Origin of the sequence: Nocardiopsis coralli (genome assembly GCF_014892575.1) — a bacterium.
In the GTDB taxonomy this organism is placed as follows: domain Bacteria; phylum Actinomycetota; class Actinomycetes; order Streptosporangiales; family Streptosporangiaceae; genus Nocardiopsis; species Nocardiopsis coralli.
Window position 1 is genome coordinate 172,558 of record NZ_JADBGI010000009.1, and the last position, 17,481, is coordinate 190,038.

A 17,481-nucleotide genomic window follows, 5' to 3' on the forward strand; every position below is an offset into this window, starting at 1 on the left:
CGTGCGGGCGCATCCGCCCCCGTCCCGGTCCCCCGGTGGCGCCACACCGGGGGACCGGGCCACGTTCGGGGGCTGACATGCTGGAGGGATGCAGGCCTGCAGCGAACACATCACGCACCTGGCCGGGGTGTGGGCCCACGGGTGGGCCCTGTCCCGCGGCGTCGCACCCCCCACGGCCCTGGGCAGGGCCCACCGCCTGGAGGTGGGGCTGCCCCAGCACCGTGTGCGTTACGTGGTCGCGTGCGGGCGGGACCTGGCCTCGCACGCACCGGCCTGGACCGGGCCCGGAACGGTGGTCAAGGCGTTCCTGTCCGGGCCCGAGACCGAGGCGGTGCTGGGTCCGCGCTGGCGAGTGGGTGAGGGCGAAGTCCTCATGAGCGCCGACCTGTCCGCGGGCTGCGATCCTGCGCCCGAGCCCTACCGCATCCAGGTGCAGTCGCAAGGGGCCACCCACCGGGCGTTGGCCCTGGCCCCCGACGGGCGCGTGGCCGCCGAGGCGTGGGCGGCCCTGCACGCAGGCCACGCCGTCTTCGACCGGGTCGTGACCGACCCCGAGCACCGGCGCCGGGGTCTGGGGCGGGCCCTGATGGGCGCCCTGGGCCGTATCAGTGCAGGCCAGGGCGCCCACACGGGGGTGCTGGTGGCCACCGAGGACGGGCGCGCGCTCTACACCGCGCTGGGGTGGTCGGTGGTGTGCGAGGTGACCCCGGCGCTGTTGCCCGAAGGGGCGCTCACAGCTCCTTGACCACCCGGGCGGGGTTGCCCACGGCCACCACGTTGGCGGGCAGGTCCTTGGTCACGACCGAGCCGGCGCCCACGACGGTGTTCTCGCCGATGCTGACCCCGGGGCAGACGATGACGCCGCCGCCCAGCCACACGTTGTCGCCGATGGTGATGGGCTCGGCGCTCTCCCACCCCTCCTTGCGCTCGGTGGCATCCAGCGGGTGGGTGGGGGTGAGCAGTTGGACGTTGGGGCCCATCTGCACGTACTCGCCCACGGTGATGGGGGCCACGTCCAGCATGACGGCGCCGCAGTTGACGAAGGTGTGCGCGCCCAGGGTGATGCGGTAGCCGTAGTCGACGGCCAGCGGCGGGCGCACGTAGGCGTCCTCGCCCACCGAGCCCAGGAGCTCGCGCAGGGCCTGCAGGCGTGCGGCGGTGTCCACGGGGGTGTCGTTGAAGGCGCGGGCGAGCTTCTCGGCCCTTTCCAGGTCGGCCTGGAGTTCGGGGTCCTCGGCCTTGTAGGGCTCTCCGGCGAGCATGCGTGCTTTCTGGCCGGCCATGGGCACATCCCTTCGTCGGTGCTGGGGTTCCCGACGTTAGCGTCCGGACCCGCCGCACGCGCGGGGCTTCGCCCCCATCGCGCCCCGGGGGCGGTCGGGGCGGGGTTCAGTCCAGGTTCAGCCAGATTGCCACGGCATCGTCGCGGCCCTGGTTGGAGATGCGGTGCGGGGTGGTGGAGGGGTAGGTGATGGAGTCGCCGGGGTGGAGTTCGTAGCTGTCGAAGCCCACGTCCACGGTCAGGACCCCGCTGACCACGTTGCCGATCTCGTGGCCGCGGTGGCGCACGTACTCGGCGTTCTGGCTGGAGTAGGCGCCGGGCGGGTAGACGGACTCGAAGTAGTTCATCCCCGGAACCGGGCCCGGGGTCAGGCGCCGGTAGCGCACGCCGTGGTCGAGTTCGAGCGTGGCGGCCTCCTGGTGGCGGGTGAGGATCCCCCGGCCGGGTCCGCTTGGGCCCGGCCGGGCACGCTGGATTTCGTTTTTTTCGAATGGGCACGATGGCGGCATGGCACCGACACTGCGCGAACGAACGGTCCTTCCTCCCGACGACCTCACCGAGCTGGCCGAACTCGCGCGGGGCTTGGCCGGGGACCGCCCGTGCCGCGCGCGGCTCATCGGTCCGGACGACTCGGGTATCGAGGTCCCCGAGGAGCTCTACGGGGTCCTGTGCGATGTCGTGGCGGCGCTCTCCCAGGGGTTGGCGATCTCCATCGCACCGCACAACACCATGCTGACCACCCAGGAGGCAGCAGACCTGCTCAGCATCTCCCGCCCCACCCTGGTCAGACTCCTGCGTGAGGGCGAGATCCCCTTCAGCATGCGGGGCCGCCATCGCCGGATCCTGCTCCGCGACGTCCTGGAATACCAGGAATGCACCCGGCAGGAGCGAGAGCAGGTCCTGGACCAGATGGCGGTCGAGGCCGAGGGCATGGGTCTGTACGAGATGACCGACACCCCAGATACCACCAGGTGAGATCGGTAGGCCGTGGCTTTTCCCGCTCGCACGCGGACGACTTCCTCCTGGACCAACTCGACCTGTATCCGGGGCTGACGCTCGGCGTTCTCGAGAAGCAGGCCGCCTCCTACCGCCGCGAACCGAGGACCGTTCCCGGGGTCCTTGCCCTGCTGGAGCGGACCGGTGTTCCCCGGTTCGCCGCCGACGTACGACGACACCTGCGCTGAGCACGCCCTGAACATGAGCGCCGTTCCCGGGCTGGTGGAGCCCCCTGGGCATGTACTGGCCGATGCGGTGTGCATCGGCTCAGGGCACCGCCTCGGCCCGTCCCTTGGTGCGGGTCGAGCCGCGGGGCGTGCGGGGTTCGGGCCCGGCCTGGCTCAGCTGTTGGCGCAGGGATTGCAGCAGGTCCCGGCGCTGGGGCGGGTGGGGCGGTGGCGCGGGTTCCGTTGGTGGTTGTGTGCTCGCCTTTCCCGCCTGCTGCAGGGATTGCTGGATCTGTTGTGCCAGGGCCGGGTCGGGGCAGGCGGCCTCGAGCCCGGGTTCGGCTTCGAGGTCGGGGCCCGCCTCGGACGGGGATGATGGGTCCTTCGGGTCCGGGTCGGCGGCCCAGGTCCCGGGCCGTGGAGCAGGCACCGGGGGCGGGCTCATGGGCGGGTCCTGTCCCGGGGCGCTGCGGCAGGGCCGCGAGCACACGCGGCAGGATCCTCCGGGTTCGTTGCGTACCCCCGGGTGGTCGGGACAGGTGCGTGCGGCCCGGCCCTGGGCATCCACGCTGAATCCGGGCTCGTCAGTGAAGGTGTCCGGGGGCCACTGCGCGGCGGGCCAGGTGGGCGGGGCCGGCCACAGGGGCCCGTGCACGCCCCGGCCCAGGCGCCCTGCCAGGAAGCGTTGGGCGCGTGCGAGCGAGGACATGCGGCTCATGAGCCCGGGGAAGGCCCGCTTCAGGCGATCGGCCCCGCCCAGCAGGGCGCTGATCTGCTCGGTGGGCAAGCCCGCTGCGGCCAGATCGTGAACGGCCCCGGCCAGGGACTGGCGGTCGGTGTGGGGGTTGGTGAGCGCGGCGTTGGGGATGCGTGCGATGAGATCGATCGGTCCGCGCCCTGTACTGGAGGTCCCACGCACGCATGCGCCCGCCCCCGTTGAAGAGAGGTTATTGGAAGAGAGGTCTGTAGTTCGCTGTGACCCCTCGTGGGGTTCACAGTGAGCTGCCGTGGCCGGCTCGGGCACATCTGACTGCTGTGTCCCGTTTTGCGGGGTCGGGGTCGACTCCGGGTCTCGGGGGCGGGGCACCACCGACGGGGCGGGTGCCGATGGCCGCGGCTCGAGCCGGGCTGGGGTCAGCGGCGGGCGGGTGGTCTCGTCGAGGGGTTCTTCCCCCAGGTCCTGGCGCACCCGGTTGATCTGGGCAAGGGCGTGGGGGCTGTACTCGCGGGCGGGGATGCACAGCTCCAACACCGCGGGCAGGTTGTCGGCCCTGCGCCGGCCCAGGCGCAGATCCTCGGCGAAGAAGTCACGGGCGGGCTGCGGGTCGAGCGCGCGCACGATGCCCGCCTCCAAGAGCTCGCTCAGGCCGCGTTTGATGCTGCTGAGCGAGAGGAAGCCTGAGCAGCGCTCGATCATCGACTGCTGGCGCAAGAAGCACCAGCGCCCGTCGGCATCGGCGGCCTTGGCGATGACCAGCGCCACGAGGTAGGCCTTGAACGAAGGGAACAGGCCTGCGGAGAGCTGGTCGCAGACCCACATGGTGGGAACGAAACCGATCCCGGACATGACACCCAAGGGGCGCCGGCATGCGGTGAAAGATCCGGCCGAAATCCCGGTTTCGGATACCGGGCGGGGGAGGGAAAGTGTAGACTCCACGAGTCGCCTTCCTGGTGGGTTCAGGGAGGTGGCAGTCGCCTTCCTGGTGGGTTCAGGAGGTGGCACGCCGAGGAACCTGTGGCCACAGGACTCGGCCAAACCCCGGACCGGTGTTGACGCACCGGCCGGGGCTTTTTCTTGTCGCGGTCCACATTAGCGGCCCGAACAGCAGTTCGGAGCCGTTTTCCTGGAGAAACCCCGCAGGTCAGGTCGGGTCATCCACATTTGCTGAAAAAATCACCCCTTGGGCTCATGGTCGCTTTTCGGTTGAATGCCTTGCGGTGTCCCGTTGGTCGGCGACCCATCGCTGCGTGAGCGGGGCGGCCGGGGTCGCGTTCGCCTCCTTGTGGGGCGACTCGGGTGGACTGTGGTGGCTGTGGCCGATCCCCCGCCAGGCCGTGCGACTTCTCGATGTCCAGCTCTTCGGAGCAGGTGAGCGCAATCGCCTGCACAGGGCAGCTGAGCCGGGGCGCCCGAAACACCGGTTCCGACCCCCTTGCGATCGAAGCAGCGAGAGTAAAGTGCACGGTGCCACTTTTCTGGCCTGTGCAGGAAGGCGGTGTCCCCGGATCCGTGCCGGCGCCGGAGTCGGATTTTCTCCGCGCACCTGGTCGAGTCATCCACATTCAATAGAGGCGTCACCTATCGCCCGATTCATTCTTCCTTGCCGTGAATGTATTCGATGCCGGCTCCGGGAACGCACCCCGTTCTGCTCGCGGCGATGAGTCTGCCGGTGTTCACGGGTCCACCCCTGCAACAGCACACACCGATCCACCGGGAGCACCCCATGGGCCTGATCGACATCGAACTGTTCGCCACCCTGGACCTGGTCGCACAAGCACCCGGCGGCCCCGATGAGGACCCGGTGGATTTCGCCTTCGGGGGCTGGCAGGCACCCCTGCTGGACGAGGTCGCCGGGGCCCAGATCGAGGCGGCCTACGAGGGCACCGACGCCCTGCTGCTCGGGCGGCGCACCTACGACATCTTCGCCGCCTACTGGCCCCACTACCAGGGCGAGGAGGACAACGAGATCGCCGCGCTCTTCAACAGCATCCCCAAGTACGTGGCCTCCCGGGGAGAACCCGACCTGACCTGGGACCACTCCACACAACTGGGCCCGGACCTGGCCGCAGCGGTGCGCCAGGTCCGTGAGCGCCACAACCGGGTCAAGGTCGTCGGGAGCCTGAACCTGGTGCAGAGCCTGCTGCGCGAGAAGCTCTTCGACCGCCTTGACCTGTGGGTGTACCCGATCGTGCTCGGCACCGGGAAGAAGGTCTTCGACGGGGGCGCCGTGCCCGCCAACCTCGAACTCCTGCAACCGCCGGCCGCCGGGCCCAAGGGCGCGGTGCACCTGCGCTACGGGCTCGTCGAGGGCGAGCCGGAGACCGGAGACATGGACGCACCCGACCGCGGGGCCTGAACCGCCCCTCTCCCCCGGCGGGCCGGGGCCCGAGAAGGCTCGGACGCAGACAGGGCCCCGGGCGCGCATCCGCACCCGGGGCCCGCCACACACGCGGTCTTAGCAGGTCAGCGCTGGGCCACGGCCTCCTCGACGGCGGCGGTGAAGTCGTAGAAGGTGCTGGTCGGGGCACCGTCCTCCGTGAGGAACGCATCGCGCTGGGCGCGGGTGATCTCCAGCTGGACGCCCTCATCGCGGGCGTTGCGGTTGGTGATGTTGTCGGGGCTCTCGCCCTTGAGTCCGTCGGGGACCTCCTCGGGGGCGGTGAAGTCGGCCGCGCGCAGTTCTTCGCGCACGGCATCACGCAGGTCGGTGTCCAGCCCGCCCACGTAGGTCAGGGCCTCATCGCCCGCGGCCCCGTGCCAGGCGATGGTGTAGTCGGAGTCCTCGACGATGTCGACGGTCATGGGCTCGTCGAAATTGGTGGCGGTGATGTGCAGGACGCTGTTGCCGCTGGCCTTGATGCCCTCGAACGAGGCGTAGGCGTGGCCACCGGACCGGGCGGCGTGGTCGGCCAGCTCGCTGGTGGGGTGTTCGATGAGGCCCCCGTGGATGGCGATGTGGGCGACGTCGGTCCCGCCGGCGCGTGTGATGCGCTGGTAGTCGGTGCCCTCGACCTCGTTGGCGGCCAGCTCGGCGTAATCGGCGTAGGTGTCCTCCGCCGCGGCCGATGCGGCTGATGCGGACGATCCTGCCGATGCGGCAGCCGGTGCCGCCGGTGCCAGGGGGATGGCGAGTAGGGCCGCGGCGGCCACGGTAGCGGTCCTGGAACCCATGTGTGTCCCTCCGTTCGGGGTACCGTCGCGGGCATGCTACGCCGCGCGGTCCGCCCGGACGGGCCTCCTCGCCCGCCGTCGCCGTCCTTTCGACGCGGGGGCGCCCCTCCATCGCGCGGGCAGCCGACCCGCCTGCGCACCCCGAACACAGACCCGACCCGCGCCACCCTCGCCCTGGCCCCGGCTGCGCCTCACCGCCCCAGGTAGGTGCGCAGGTGGCGGGCGGTCAGGGTTTGGCCCTGCTCGACGAGCTCGGCGGGGCTGCCCTCGAAGACCACCCGGCCCCCGTCGTGGCCGGCCCCCGGCCCCAGGTCGATGACGTGGTCGGCGTGGGCCATGACCGCCTGGTGGTGCTCGATGACCACCACCGTGTTGCCGTCGGAAACCAGGCGGTCCAGCAGCGCCAGCAGCCGGTCCACGTCGGCCAGGTGCAGGCCCGTGGTCGGCTCGTCCAACACATAGACGGCCCCCTCACGGGCCATGCTGATCGCCAGCTTCAGGCGCTGGCGCTCCCCGCCCGAGAGCGTGGTCAGCGGCTGCCCCAGGCTCAGGTAGGCAAGCCCCACGTCGTTGAGGCGGTCCAGGATCGTGCGCGCCCGACCGGTGGGGAAGAACTCCCGCGCCTCGACCACCGACATCGCCAGGATCTCGCTGATGTCCTTTCCGCGCAGGGTGTGGGCCAGCACCTCGGGGCGGAACCGCTTGCCCCGGCACTTCTCGCAGGTGGTGGCCACCCCCGCCATCATCGCCAGGTCGGTGTAGATGAGGCCGGCGCCCTTGCACTGCTCGCAAGCGCCCTCGGAGTTGGCGCTGAACAGCGAGGCCTTGACCCCGTTGGCCTTGGCGAAGGCGGTACGGATGGGGTCCAGCAGCCCGGTGTAGGTGGCCGGGTTGGAACGCCGCGAGCCCTTGATCGCGGACTGGTCCACGACCACCACACCCTCGCGCCCGGGCAGGGCCCCGTGGATGAGCGAGCTCTTGCCCGAACCGGCCACACCCGTCACGGCGGTGAGCACGCCCAGGGGCACGTCCACGTCCACGCCCTGCAGGTTGTGGCTGTTCGCGCCGCGGATGGGCAGGTGCCCGGTGGGCCGGCGCACCCGGTCCTTCAGGCGCACCCGGTGATCCAGGTGGCGCCCGGTGGGGGTGTCGCGAGCGCGCAGGCCGGCGACGTCGCCGGTGTAGGTGACGGTGCCCCCGGCCGGGCCCGCGCCCGGGCCCAGGTCGATGACGTGGTCGGCGATGGCGATGGTCTCGGGTTTGTGCTCGACCACCAGGACGGTGTTGCCCTTGTCGCGCAGCTCCAGCAGCAGGCGGTTCATGCGCTCGATGTCGTGCGGGTGCAGCCCGACGGTGGGTTCGTCGAAGACGTAGGTGACATCGCTCAGGCTCGAGCCCAGGTGGCGCACCATCTTCACGCGCTGGGCCTCACCGCCCGAGAGCGTGCTGGACTCGCGGTCCAGGCTGAGGTAGCCGAGCCCCACCTGCACGAGTGAGTCCAGGGTGTGGGCCAGCGCGTCGACCATCGGCTTGACGGAGGGCTCGTCGACGGTGCGCACGAACTCGGCCAGGTCGTCGATCTGCAGGGAGGAGCACTCGGCGATGGAGCGCCCCTGCACGCGCACCGAGCGGGCGCGTTCGTTCAGGCGGCTGCCCTCGCACGCCGGGCAGCGCGAGAAGACCACGGCGCGGTCGACGAAGGCGCGCACGGCCGTCTGCATCTTCGCCCGGTCCTTGACCAGGTAGGTGCGCTCGATCTTGGGCACCAGGCCCTCGTAGGTGAAGGTGTTGCGATCGACCTTGACCTTGGTGGTGGGCTGGTACATCAGCGTGTGCCACTCGGCCTCGGTGTACTCGCTCAGTTTCTTGTCCGCATCCAGCAGCCCGGAGCCGACGAAGACCTGCCAGTACCAGTTGCCGACCGCGTAACCGGGCACGGTGATGGCTCCCTCGTTGAGGGACAGGCCGGTGTCGACGAGCTCGGCGGTGTCCATGGTGTTGGTGCGCCCCAACCCCTCGCACTCGCCGCACATGCCCTCGGAGTTGTTGAAGCTGAAGGCGCTGGAGGGTTCCACGCGGGGTGAGCCGGCGCGGCTGAAGACCATGCGCAGCATCGCGGCGGCGTCGGTGGCGGTGCCCACGGTGGAGCGGGAGTTGGTGCCCATGCGTTCCTGGTCCACGACGATGGCCGCGCTCAGGTTGCGCAGGGTGTCCACGTCGGGGCGGTCGGGGGTGGGCATGAACGACTGCACGAAGGTCGTGTAGGTCTCGTTGATCAGGCGCTGGGACTCGGCGGCGATGGTGCCGAAGACCAGGGAGGACTTGCCCGAGCCGGACACGCCGGTGAAGACGGTCAGGCGGCGTTTGGGCACGTCCACGCTGATGTCGTCGAGGTTGTTCTCCCGAGCTCCCCTGACCTCGATGGTGTCGTGGGTGTCGGCTGCGGCGTCGATGGGCTGCACGTGCGAGGCCTCCTGCTGGTTCATTCATGTGGCGGGGTGGCGGCCGACCAACATTACTTTATGGAATAAGGGGATGCAAGCGGGGTCGGCCGGACCCACACGACCACGGCGTCCAAACACCCGCAGTGAGCTGGCACTACGCGAACTCCCTCCGGGGGCGAGGTCGATCCCACCCCTTGGCCCCCGCCCTTCCTTATGAGATAAAGTGACCATCGACGCACAGCCGTTTATCGCATAAGGAGACCATCATGGTCGTCTACGCCGGCCAGGGGGACCCCCGCCGCACCATGGCCCTGCTGTGGCGCACCCACGACCAGTCCGACCAGGGCCAGGAGCGCACCGCTCCGGGGCCCAAGAGCGAACTCACCGTCGACGTGGTCGTGCGCACCGCCATCGACATCGCCGACGCCCAGGGCCTGCAGGCGCTGTCCATGCGCGCGGTGGGCGAGCGCCTGGGACGCACCGCCATGTCCCTGTACACCTATGTGGCCAGCAAGAACGAGCTCGTCGAGCTCATGTACGACCACGCCTACGCCTCGATCGCCACCGAGGCCTCCCCCGCCGACCTGGCCGCCCAGGCCGGCGCCGAGCCCGGGGACTGGCGCGCGGCCACCACCGCCTGGGCCACGCGCCTGTGGCGCACCTACCTGGATCACCCCTGGCTGCTGGCCGTCTCCCACGCCCGCCCGGTGCTGGGGCCCAACGAGTACGCGCTCTTCGAGTCCCTGGCCGCCGTGCTGCGCGGGGCCGGGCTCTCGGCCAAGGAGACCAGCGCCGCCCACGGCAGCCTGTACTACCTGGTGCGCGGGGTCGCCTCCACCGCCGCGGAAGCGCGCGGCTCCGCGCAGGCCACCGGGGTACCCGAGGACGACTGGTGGTATGAGCGTTCGGCCGAACTGGAGCGGGTCTCCCCCGATTTCGGCGAGCGCTTTCCCACCCTGACCGCGATGGCCACCGAGGGCGCCTTCAACAACGACAACGAGAGCGAGCCCTACCTGGAGCAGGAGGCGTGGGAGACCCTGCAGTTCGGGCTCACGGCCCTGCTGGAGGGCATCGCCGCTCGCCTGCCCTCAAAGGCCTGAAAACAGGTGCGGGCCCGGCCACGTCGGCCGGGCCCCGCCCACGCGGGCCGGTCAGGGGTCAGACCCACCCGCACGCGCGCAGCGCGAGCAACAGCAGCGCGGTCAGGGCGATCGAGGTCAGCAGTGAGCCCGCGCAGCCCATCCGCGAGTTGTAGAAGAAGAACACCTGCGCTCCCCTCGTTCGGCGCCGGGGCCCGTGTGTGCCCAGTATGCCCGGGCCGTGCAACCACCGTTCCGGCGCGAGGGGACCGGCCACGCCCGGGGCCCGTGCTCACACCGCCCGGGCCAGCGTGATGATCTCCGGTGAAGTCTCGGTGAGCGGGGTGCGGTCCCAGAAGCCGTACTGGGCCTGCACCTCGAATCCGGCCCCGGACAGCAGCGCGTTCACCGCCTGAGCCTCCGGAAAGCGCAGCGTGCTGCGGCTGTGCCCCGGCTCGGCCCAGCCCTGGATGCCGTAGGCGGTGGAGAAGGTGACCAGGTCCCCTTCGACGCGTTCCAGGGTGTGCGCCGACCACGCCTGACGCCCGTCAGGGGCCTGCACCCGGCGCTCGTGCTCGGGGGTCCACCGCTGCCAGGCGCGTGCGGCCGGGTTTCGGGTCTCGAACGCCAGCAGGGCCCCGGGACGCAGCGCGCGCCGCGCCCCGGCCAGGTTGGCGGCGGTCTGCTCATCGGTGAGGAAGACCTGGAAAGCGTGGCCGGACATCGTGACCAGGTCGAACTCGGCTTCGAAGGGCCCGCCCGCCTGTCCGTCGTAGGGGCCCTGCACCAGGTCGCCGAGCGTCCATTCGATGTCGGCGCGCTCGGTGCGGCCCACCTCGAGCATGGCGTCGGCAGGGTCCAGGCCCACCAGGCGTCCGCGGTGCCCCTGCTCGCGCGCGACCCGGTGCAGTTTCCCGGTTCCGCACCCCACATCCAGGGCCTCGCCCGCGGCCATGACCAGGTCGAGGTAGAAGGGGTCCTGGGGTGAGCAGTTCCAGGCGTTGAAGACGTCGTAGAGCGCGGCCAGGTCCGGGTTGCTGTAGTGCGCATCGACCATCGCACCATCGTGGTGCGGCGCCCGCCCCCTGTCACGCGGTTTTTGCGCCTCCGTACCCTTGCCCGGTGCCCCGGACCGCGCCAGGCTCGAGGACATGGCACTCCCCGACAGCGCAGAGCAGCCCTTCGACGCCGAAGCCTTCCTGGCGCGCCCCCTGGTGGCCCGGGTGGCCACCACCGCCTCCGACGGCGCGCCCACGGTGCGGCCGGTGTGGTTCCTGTGGGAGGAGGGCGCGCTGTGGTGGATCACCGGTTCCTACTCGGTGGTGAGCAAGCACGTGGCGGCCGATCCGCGTGTGAGCGTGGTCGTGGACACCTGCGACCTGCAGTCCCTGGAGTTCCTCCAGGTCCTCATGCACGGGCGGGCCGAGGTCGTGGCCTTCGACGCCGACCTGGCCCGGCGCAAGCTCCGCCGCTATCTGGGCCAGGACGAGGCGACCTGGCCCGCCGACTTCACCGACTTCGCCGCCGACGCCCGCCTGGTCAGGTTCGTGCCCCACCGCACCGTGGTCCGCGACCTGTCCAAGACCCGGCCCTGACGCGCCTGCGTCAGGCGCGCGCCGGGCGGCAGGTCCTGCTCCACTGCCCAGGCACGGAGTGTGCCGACCTGCAAGGCGAAGAGCTCCTCACCCCGCACGTGCATGGCCTCGCGCGCCCCTCACGTGCAGCCATGGGTTCCTCGCCATGCTGCGTACGCACCGAGGGCGGGGCGCCCCGGCTCTTGAGCGCCCCGCCCGCACACACGATCGGTCAGATCAGGCCCTGGGCCAGCATGGCGTCACCGACCCGCTCGAAACCGGCCACGTTCGCGCCCAGGACGTAGTTGCCCGGGGCGCCGTAACGCTCGGCCGCCTCCTCGCACCGGTCGTGGATGCCGGCCATGGTCTCGGCCAGCTCCGACTCGGCGTGGTCGAAGGACCACGACGTGCGCCGCGCGTTCTGGCGCATCTCCAGCACGCTGGTGGCCACACCGCCGGCGTTGGCGGCCTTGCCCGGTCCGAACAGCACACCGGCCTCGCGCAGCACCGCGACCGCCTCGGGCGTGGTGGGCATGTTCGCCCCCTCGGCCACGGCGATGACCCCGTTCTCGACCAGGGTGCGGGCCGAGCGCTCGTCCAGCTCGTTCTGGGTGGCCGAGGGCAGCGCCACGTCGCAGGGCACGTCCCACACGTTGCCGCCCTCGACGAACTGCGCGCTCTGGCCGCGCCGCTCGGCGTAGACGTCGATGCGCTTGCGCTCGACCTCCTTGACCTGCTTGAGCAGTTCCAGGTCCAGGCCCTTGTCGTCGACCACGTACCCGCTGGAGTCGGAGCAGGCCACCACCGTGGCGCCCAGCTGCTGGGCGCGCTGGATCGAGTACAGGGCCACGTTGCCCGCACCCGAGACGACCACGCGCCGCCCGTCCAGGTCCTTGCCGTTGCGCTCGAGCATGCGCTGGGTGAACAGCACCGTGCCGTACCCGGTGGCCTCGGTGCGCACCCGGGAGCCGCCCCACTCCAGGCCCTTGCCGGTCAGCACCCCGGCCTCCCACCGGTTGGCCAGGCGCCGGTACTGGCCGAACATGTAACCGATCTCGCGGGTGCCCACGCCGATGTCGCCAGCCGGCACGTCGGTGTGCTCACCCAGGTGCCGGTGCAGCTCGGTCATGAACGACTGGCAGAAACGCTCGATCTCGCCCGGGGAACGCCCCTTGGGGTCGAAGTCGCTGCCGCCCTTGGCACCGCCGATGTTCATCCCGGTCAGGGCGTTCTTGAAGATCTGCTCGAAGCCGAGGAACTTGATGACGCCCAGGTTCACGCTCGGGTGGAAGCGCAGGCCCCCCTTGTACGGGCCCAGGGCGCTGTTGAACTCCACGCGGAAACCGCGGTTGATGTGCACGTTGCCGTCGTCGTCGCGCCAGGGCACCCGGAAGATGATCTGGCGCTCGGGCTCGCACAGGCGCTCCAGCACCCGCTGGTCGGCGTACTCGGGGTGGCGCTCCAGAGCCGGGGAGAGGCTGTCGAGCACCTCCAGCACCGCCTGCTGGAACTCGGGCTCATCGGGGTTGCGCCGCACTACGTGCTCGTAGGCCGAACGCACACCGGGGTGGTGATTGCGCAGGTCGGACTCACTGGCCATGGAGGTACCAGGTCCTTTCATGTGGCTGTTCTCGCTGCTGTGCACCACGCCGTTGTGGCCGACCCGAAACACACATGTGTGTCGGGTGTGTTTCGGGAAGTTTGCCCCGACGCTACACCTCTATGCGCGGCACCTTCCCTGCGCCCGGGGGGAACTGCGAAACCTCCTGCGGCGCGGGCACGTCTCACCCTGCACCCCCGGTGAACGCATCAGCCGTTCCCAGGGGATCACCGGCACTCTTCTGCCATAATCGGAACCGGGTGGGATGGACCAGATGGAGTTCCAGATCTTCGGCCCCCTGCGGGTGCGAGACCAGGCACACGAAGCAACCGTGGGCGGACACCTGCAACGGGTGCTGCTCGGGGTGCTCCTGTGCCGGGCCAACGCCGTGGTCCCCGCCCACGTGCTGATCGACGCCATGTGGGGCGGCCACAGCACCGAAGGCACCACCGCCCGCCTGCACCTGCACGTCCACCGCCTGCGCCGCCTGCTGCCCCGGCCCGAGCGCCTGGACTCCGAACCCGGCGGCTACCGGCTCACCGTCCACCCCGGAGAGATCGACGCCGAACGCTTCGAGACGCTCCTGGAGGAAGGCACCGCCCTGGGCCCCCACGACCCCGACCGGGCCGCCGAACTCATCCGCAAGGCCCTGGACCTGTGGGAAGGCCCGCCCTTCGAGGGCCTGGACGTGCCCCACCTGGTCGACACCGCCCACCGCCTCGAAGAGCGCCACCAGGTCGCCCTGCAGGAACTGTTCACCGCCGAACTGGCCCGCGGCCGACACGGCGCCGTCCTGGGCGAACTCGCCGAACAGGTGCGCCGCCACCCCCTGGACGAACACCTGCACGCCCTGCTCATGGTCGCCCACCACCGCGCCGGCCAACCCGGCCGCGCCCTGTCGGTCTACCACCGCGCCCGCCGCCACCTGCGCGAGGAACTGGGACAGGACCCCGGCCCCGAGCTGCGCCGCATCGAACAGTGCGTCCTGGCCGGGCGCCCCGCCGACCTGGCCGCACCTGCCCCCTCCCCCAGGCCCCCGGCACAACTGCCCCACCAGGCCCACGGCTTCACCGGACGCGAGCACGAACTGGCCACACTGGACACCCTGCTGCGCCCCGACACCAGCGGCCCCCACCTGCTCACCGGCACCGGCGGCGTCGGCAAGACCACCCTGGCCGTGCACTGGGCCCACCGCGCCCGCACCCACTTCCCCGACGGCCAGCTCTACATCGACCTGCGCGGACACGGCCCCCACCCGCCCCTGCCACCCGAGGAGGCCCTGGCCGCGTTCCTGCGCGCCCTGGGCGTGGAGGGGGCCTCGGTGCCCACGGGCCTGGACGAACGCGCCGCCCGCTTCCGCAGCCTGATCGCCGGACGCCGCCTGCTCGTGCTGCTGGACAACGCCCGCTCCGCCGAACAGGTGCGCCCCCTGCTGCCCGGCACCACCACCGCACGCACCCTCATCACCAGCCGCAACACCCTGCCCGCCCTGGTCGCACGCGAGGGCGCCCACCGCCAGGACCTGGAACGCCTGACCCCCGAGCGCTCCCTGGACCTGCTGCACACCCTGGTGGGCGCGCGCACCCACGACGAACCCGGCGCCGCCGCCGAACTCGCCGAGCGCTGCGCCCACCTGCCCCTGGCCCTGCGCGTGGCCGCCGAACTGGTCAACACCAGCCCCGGCCAGCCCATCGCCGACCTGACCGAAGAGCTCGCCCAGGGACAGCACGCCCTGCAGGTCCTGGACGCCGACGGCGACGAGGCCACCTCCGTGCGCACCGTGCTGTCCTGGTCCTACCGCCAACTGCCGCCGGAGGCCGCCCGCGCCCTGCGCCTGCTGGCCGCCCACCCCGGCCACGACCTGGACCTGCACACCGCCGCCGCCCTGACCGGCGCCGAACCCGCCCGCATGCGCGGGCACGTGCGCACCCTGCTGCGCGCCCACCTGCTGGAGGAACACACCCCCGGCCGCTACCGCATGCACGACCTGCTGCGCGCCTACGCCCTGGACCTGTCCCAGGACCACGACAGCGACGACGAACGCCACGCCGCCGCCCAGCGCCTGTACCGGCACTGCCTGGCCACCGTCACCGCCGCCACCGAGGCCGCCCACGGGCCCGCCCTCACCACCCGCGCCGAGCAGCGCTGCGAGGACGCCTCCGGTCACGCGCCCGCCGAGGACCGACCCGGCAGCGTCCCGCCCCTGCCCGACGCCGCCACCGCCGCCCGCTGGCTCGAGGCCAACCGCGCCGACCTGGTGCACATCACCCAGCACGCCGCCCGCACCGGAAACGAACGCACCGCCGTGGACCTGGCCTGCGCGCTGCGCCGCCACCTGAGCCTGGGCGGACACCACGACCATGCCCTGGCCGTGCACACCAGCGCGCTGTCGGCCGCCCGAGCCCTCCAGGACGCCGCCGAGACCGCCACAGCGCACCGGTGCCTGGGCTCGGTGCACCGCCGGCTGGGCCGGATCGAGGCGGCCACCGAACACATGCAGGACGCCCACACCTGCCTGCTCGACACCGACCTGGACCGCGAACAGCTCCTGCAACTGATCCAGCTCGCGGTGATGAACCTGTTCCAGGCCCAGTACCGCCAGGCCGCCGTGCACCTGCACCGGGCCCGCCGCCGCGCCGACGACCTGGGCGAGGCCGGACACGAGATCCAGGTCGGCGCACACGCCTACCTCGGGTTCTTCCTGCACCTGCTGCGCCGCGACGCCCGCGCCCTGGACCACCTCACGCGCGCCCGCGCTCTGGTCCGTCAGGAGGAGGCCTCGCGCGTGGACACCGAGGCCATCACCGGATACGTGCACATCGGCCTCGCACGCCCCGAACGGGCCCGGGCCCACTTCGAGCTCGCGCGGACCATGGCGCGCGAACGCGGGAACCGGTTCGTGCAGGCCTGGGTGCACCCGCTCGCGCTGGCCTACTGGGCGCTGGGCATGCGCGAACAGGCCTTCGCCACCGCCGAGGAGTGCCTGGCCGTGGCGTTGGGCTCCAACGAGCGCCTCATCGAACCCAGCGCCCGCAACACCCTGGGGACCCTGTTGCGCATGGACGGTTCGGCGCGCGAGGGGCTGGCCCAGCACCGGGCTGCGCTCTCGGCCGCGCAGGGGTGCAGCATCCGCTACTGCGAGGCCAACGCCCACCGCGGGATCGGCGAGGCGCACGCTTTGTTGGGCCAGGACACCGACGCGCGCGAGCACTGGGACGAGGCCGCCACCCTCTTCGGGCGCATCGGGGTGCCCCTGGACACCGAGCTGCGCCTGCGCATGCGGCGGGGCTGAGCCGGGGCCGCGGGCCGGCGGCCATATGGCATCGCCGGGTCGGTGAAAGGCCTGTGCAAGGACGCCTGCGGAGGATGGAAACGGCCGGTGGACCCACCGGTCCGGTCCACCGCGAAGGGGCGACGATGACCAGCACCTACATCCACGACTCCGGCAGCGATCTGGGCAAGGGCCAACTCGACCACCTGTCGGTGTTACTGGACGAGCACAGCCGCGCCTTCACCGGGCAGGTCGGGCCCAAGGAGGGCGACCGATGCCTCGACCTGGGCTCGGGCAACGGGTCCATGGCCCGGTGGATGGCCCAGCGGTCCGGGCTTGGGGGCCAGGTGCACGCCCTGGACCTGGACACCACCCACCTGGACGTGCCCTCCGAGGTGCGGGTGCACCGCCACGACCTCACCGAGGGTCTGGGCGCGGAGGCGCTGGGCGGGCCCTTCGACCTGATCCATGCCCGCCTGCTCCTGCTGCACCTGCGCAACCGCAGGGAGCTGTTGGCCGAGCTGACCGAGGCGCTGGCGCCCGGAGGGTGGTTGGTGCTGGGCGAGTTCACCCTCCTGCCGTTCGTCCCCCTGGAGGCGCCCTCCGACGCCGACGCCGAGCTCTACCAGCGCATCCTGCGGACCAACTTCGAACGCATCGCCATCCCGGCCGGACAGGACTACACCTGGGCCGGTGAGCTCGAAGCGGCCATGGCCGAGGAGGGGCTGGGAGGGATCGAGACGATGGAGTACCGCCGCACCGCCCGCGGTGGTTCACCGGTCTGCCGGCTGCTGGGGATCTACCTGCAGCAACTCACGCCGCCTCTGCGCGCGATGGGCACCCCGCCCGAGGAGATCGAGCGCGTGCACGAGCTCTTGGAGGATGCCCGCCTGCGCGTGGGGTTCTTCCCCTTCGTTGGGGTGCGCGGGCAGAAGCCCGCCTGAGACCCGCGTTTTCGGGCCCGAGACCGGATACGGGCTACCGGATTCCCCGGAGCAGGGCGGTCCACTCTCTGGTTGGGAAGGTCAGGTGGCCCGCGTCGCGGTTGACGGTGTCGCGCACGTGCGCGCCGTCGCTTGTTTCGCGGACCTCCACGCACTGGCCACCCGTGTTGCTGTACGAGCTCTTGTGCCATGCGCGCAACGGGGTCTCGTTCACAGGGTCTCCATGGAGGGC

The 17,481-nt window shown here is 71.4% G+C and carries 15 protein-coding genes and 1 pseudogene; 8 read left to right on the forward strand and 8 right to left on the reverse strand.

The genetic code is table 11. From position 1 onward, the window contains the following. The first annotated feature begins 88 nt into the window (after nucleotides 1-88). Nucleotides 89-745 (forward strand): GNAT family N-acetyltransferase, encoded by a 657-nt coding sequence (locus IDM40_RS12495; protein WP_193122141.1) that lies wholly within the window; start codon nucleotides 89-91, stop codon nucleotides 743-745. On the opposite strand, the gene IDM40_RS12500 is transcribed toward IDM40_RS12495, so the two are convergent. Together IDM40_RS12500 and IDM40_RS12505 are read right to left on the reverse strand one after the other, a co-directional pair. After that, nucleotides 732-1,283 carry a sugar O-acetyltransferase gene (locus IDM40_RS12500; protein ID WP_193122142.1) on the reverse strand — a complete coding sequence of 184 codons (552 nt, stop codon included), beginning with the start codon at nucleotides 1,281-1,283 and terminating at the stop codon, nucleotides 732-734. The genes IDM40_RS12495 and IDM40_RS12500 overlap by 14 nt on opposite strands. Nucleotides 1,284-1,389: 106 nt before the next feature. Further along, nucleotides 1,390-1,710, reverse strand: a pseudogene (locus IDM40_RS12505) (cupin domain-containing protein); the annotation flags it as partial. A 79-nt stretch (nucleotides 1,711-1,789) separates the two neighbouring features. Here IDM40_RS12505 and IDM40_RS12510 point away from each other — a divergent pair. Continuing rightward, nucleotides 1,790-2,257, forward strand: coding sequence for a helix-turn-helix domain-containing protein (locus IDM40_RS12510; protein WP_193122143.1), 468 nt, complete (start codon nucleotides 1,790-1,792; stop codon nucleotides 2,255-2,257). After that, the gene (locus tag IDM40_RS12515) at nucleotides 2,254-2,466 is read left to right on the forward strand and encodes a hypothetical protein (RefSeq protein ID WP_216630698.1); all 213 of its coding nucleotides are present in this window, start codon (nucleotides 2,254-2,256) and stop codon (nucleotides 2,464-2,466) included. The genes IDM40_RS12510 and IDM40_RS12515 overlap by 4 nt, the downstream gene beginning before the upstream one ends. Nucleotides 2,467-2,545: 79 nt before the next feature. Here IDM40_RS12515 and IDM40_RS12520 read toward each other — a convergent pair whose 3' ends face one another. Further along, complete coding sequence (locus tag IDM40_RS12520) at nucleotides 2,546-4,012, reverse strand: serine/threonine-protein kinase (protein WP_193122144.1); 1,467 nt, start codon at nucleotides 4,010-4,012, stop codon at nucleotides 2,546-2,548. A gap of 811 nt (nucleotides 4,013-4,823) precedes the next feature. Between IDM40_RS12520 and IDM40_RS12525 the strand changes: the two genes are divergently transcribed. After that, nucleotides 4,824-5,522, forward strand: coding sequence for a dihydrofolate reductase family protein (locus IDM40_RS12525; RefSeq protein ID WP_235997542.1), 699 nt, complete (start codon nucleotides 4,824-4,826; stop codon nucleotides 5,520-5,522). Nucleotides 5,523-5,629: 107 nt separating this feature from the next. Here IDM40_RS12525 and IDM40_RS12530 read toward each other — a convergent pair whose 3' ends face one another. After that, entirely contained in the window at nucleotides 5,630-6,337 is a 708-nt protein-coding gene (locus IDM40_RS12530; protein ID WP_193122145.1) for a poly-gamma-glutamate hydrolase family protein, read from the reverse strand. A 191-nt stretch (nucleotides 6,338-6,528) separates the two neighbouring features. Further along, complete coding sequence (locus IDM40_RS12535; RefSeq protein WP_193122146.1) at nucleotides 6,529-8,823, reverse strand: ATP-binding cassette domain-containing protein; 2,295 nt, start codon at nucleotides 8,821-8,823, stop codon at nucleotides 6,529-6,531. 224 nt (nucleotides 8,824-9,047) lie between these two features. Here IDM40_RS12535 and IDM40_RS12540 point away from each other — a divergent pair, with 224 nt between their 5' ends. Continuing rightward, a complete protein-coding gene (locus IDM40_RS12540) occupies nucleotides 9,048-9,881 on the forward strand; it encodes a TetR/AcrR family transcriptional regulator (protein WP_193122147.1) in 834 nt (277 codons plus the stop codon). Between the two features lie 271 nt (nucleotides 9,882-10,152). Here the strand turns inward: IDM40_RS12540 and IDM40_RS12545 are convergent, their stop codons facing one another. Next, entirely contained in the window at nucleotides 10,153-10,917 is a 765-nt protein-coding gene (locus IDM40_RS12545; RefSeq protein ID WP_193122148.1) for a class I SAM-dependent methyltransferase, read from the reverse strand. A gap of 94 nt (nucleotides 10,918-11,011) precedes the next feature. Between IDM40_RS12545 and IDM40_RS12550 the strand changes: the two genes are divergently transcribed. After that, nucleotides 11,012-11,455: a pyridoxamine 5'-phosphate oxidase family protein gene (locus tag IDM40_RS12550; protein ID WP_193122149.1), complete on the forward strand. Its 444-nt coding sequence runs from the start codon at nucleotides 11,012-11,014 to the stop codon at nucleotides 11,453-11,455. Nucleotides 11,456-11,666: 211 nt separating this feature from the next. Here the strand turns inward: IDM40_RS12550 and gdhA are convergent, their stop codons facing one another. Continuing rightward, nucleotides 11,667-13,034: an NADP-specific glutamate dehydrogenase gene (gene gdhA, locus IDM40_RS12555; RefSeq protein ID WP_193122150.1), complete on the reverse strand. Its 1,368-nt coding sequence runs from the start codon at nucleotides 13,032-13,034 to the stop codon at nucleotides 11,667-11,669. A gap of 265 nt (nucleotides 13,035-13,299) precedes the next feature. Between gdhA and IDM40_RS12560 the strand changes: the two genes are divergently transcribed. Together IDM40_RS12560 and IDM40_RS12565 are read left to right on the forward strand one after the other, a co-directional pair. Next, nucleotides 13,300-16,326, forward strand: coding sequence for an AfsR/SARP family transcriptional regulator (locus IDM40_RS12560; protein WP_193122151.1), 3,027 nt, complete (start codon nucleotides 13,300-13,302; stop codon nucleotides 16,324-16,326). A 125-nt stretch (nucleotides 16,327-16,451) separates the two neighbouring features. Then, nucleotides 16,452-17,249 carry a class I SAM-dependent methyltransferase gene (locus tag IDM40_RS12565; RefSeq protein WP_193122152.1) on the forward strand — a complete coding sequence of 266 codons (798 nt, stop codon included), beginning with the start codon at nucleotides 16,452-16,454 and terminating at the stop codon, nucleotides 17,247-17,249. 34 nt (nucleotides 17,250-17,283) lie between these two features. Here the strand turns inward: IDM40_RS12565 and IDM40_RS12570 are convergent, their stop codons facing one another. Beyond that, on the reverse strand, nucleotides 17,284-17,463 hold the full coding sequence (locus IDM40_RS12570; RefSeq protein WP_407939964.1) for a DUF397 domain-containing protein: 180 nt from the start codon (nucleotides 17,461-17,463) through the stop codon (nucleotides 17,284-17,286). Nucleotides 17,464-17,481: the final 18 nt, after the last annotated feature.